Origin of the sequence: Oceanicola sp. S124 (assembly GCF_000220565.1) — a bacterium.
In the GTDB taxonomy this organism is placed as follows: Bacteria; Pseudomonadota; Alphaproteobacteria; order Rhodobacterales; family Rhodobacteraceae; genus Pseudooceanicola.
This window is the reverse complement of the sequence record NZ_AFPM01000094.1, coordinates 1-1,421: the sequence shown is the minus strand read 5'-3', so window position 1 is coordinate 1,421 and position 1,421 is coordinate 1. Positions and strand designations below refer to the sequence as shown.

General features: G+C 67.1%; 1 protein-coding gene and 1 pseudogene. Both read left to right on the top strand.

Going from position 1 to position 1,421, the window contains the following annotated elements; translation table 11 throughout:
- On the top strand, positions 1 to 1,209 hold a 1,209-nt coding region (gene secD, locus OS124_RS0107290), incomplete at its 5' end, for a protein translocase subunit SecD (protein WP_010138801.1).
- 1 nt (position 1,210) lies between these two features.
- Positions 1,211 to 1,421 (top strand): annotated as a pseudogene (locus tag OS124_RS23970) (protein translocase subunit SecF); the annotation flags it as partial.

The window sequence follows — 1,421 nt, the reverse complement described above, 5'->3', positions numbered from 1 at the left end:
ACCGGGGCCGGTGCCTCGGACATCGTGGTGTCGGGGCAGGGCGACACGATCACCGTCCAGCTCTCCGAGGCCGAACGGACCGCCACCGATGACCGCACCGTGCGCCAGTCGCTGGAAATCATCCGCCGCCGCATCGACGAGGTCGGCACCCGCGAACCCACCATCCAGCGCCAGGGCGCCGACCGGATCCTGATCCAGGTGCCCGGCATCGGCAGCGCGGATGAGCTGAAGGCGATCATCGGCACCACCGCGCAGCTGACCTTCCAGCCCGTGGTCTCTTCGACCAGCGACGCCGACGCCCGTGTGCCCGCCGGGCAGGAGGTGGCCCCGGCCACCGACCAGCAGGGCGTCTATTACATCCTCGAACAGGCCGCCGTGGTTTCGGGCGAAGAGCTGGTCGATGCCCAGCCCTCCTTCGACCAGAACGGCAACCCCGCCGTCTCGTTCCGCTTCAACCCCTCGGGGGCGCGCAAGTTCGGCGACTACACGGCGCAGAACATCGGCAACCCCTTCGCCATCGTGCTGGACGGCGAGGTGATCAGCGCCCCGGTGATCCAGGCCCATATCGCGGGCGGTTCCGGCATCATCACCGGCAACTTCACCGTCGAGGAAAGCACCAACCTGGCCGTGCTGCTGCGCGCCGGTGCGTTGCCCGCGGGCCTCGACTTCCTCGAAGAACGGACCATCGGGCCGGAACTGGGCGCCGACAGCATCCAGGCCGGCAAGATTGCCTGCATCGTCGCCGGCGTCGCTGTGCTGGTCTTCATGGCGCTCAGCTACGGTCTGTTCGGCATCTTCGCCAATATCGCGCTGATGCTGAACGTGGGGCTGATCTTCGGCCTGCTGTCGATGATCGGTGCCACGCTGACCCTGCCGGGCATCGCCGGCATCGTGCTGACCATCGGCATGGCGGTGGATGCCAACGTGCTGGTCTTCGAGCGTATCCGCGAGGAACTGAAGACCGCCAAGGGGCCGGCGCGGGCCATCGAGCTGGGCTACGACCGCGCCCTCTCGGCCATCGTCGACGCCAATATCACCACCTTCATCGTGGCGGTGATCCTCTTCGTGCTGGGCTCGGGCCCGGTGCGCGGCTTCGCGGTGACCCTCGGGCTCGGCATCCTGACATCGGTCTTCACGGCCATCTACATCACCCGCCTGCTGGTGGTGATGTGGTTCGAACGGGCGCGGCCCAAGACACTGGAGGTGTGACATGCGGCTGCGATTCGTTCCCGATGTGACCAACTACGACTTCTTCAAGTACCGCTACCTGACCTTCGGCATCTCGGCCGTGGCCATGGTGGCCTCGCTGGTGCTCTGGCTGATGGTCGGCCTGAACTTCGGCATCGACTTCCGGGGCGGCACCACCATCCGCACCCAGTCCGAAAGCGCGGTCGAGGTCGCCGACTACCGCGCCGCCATCG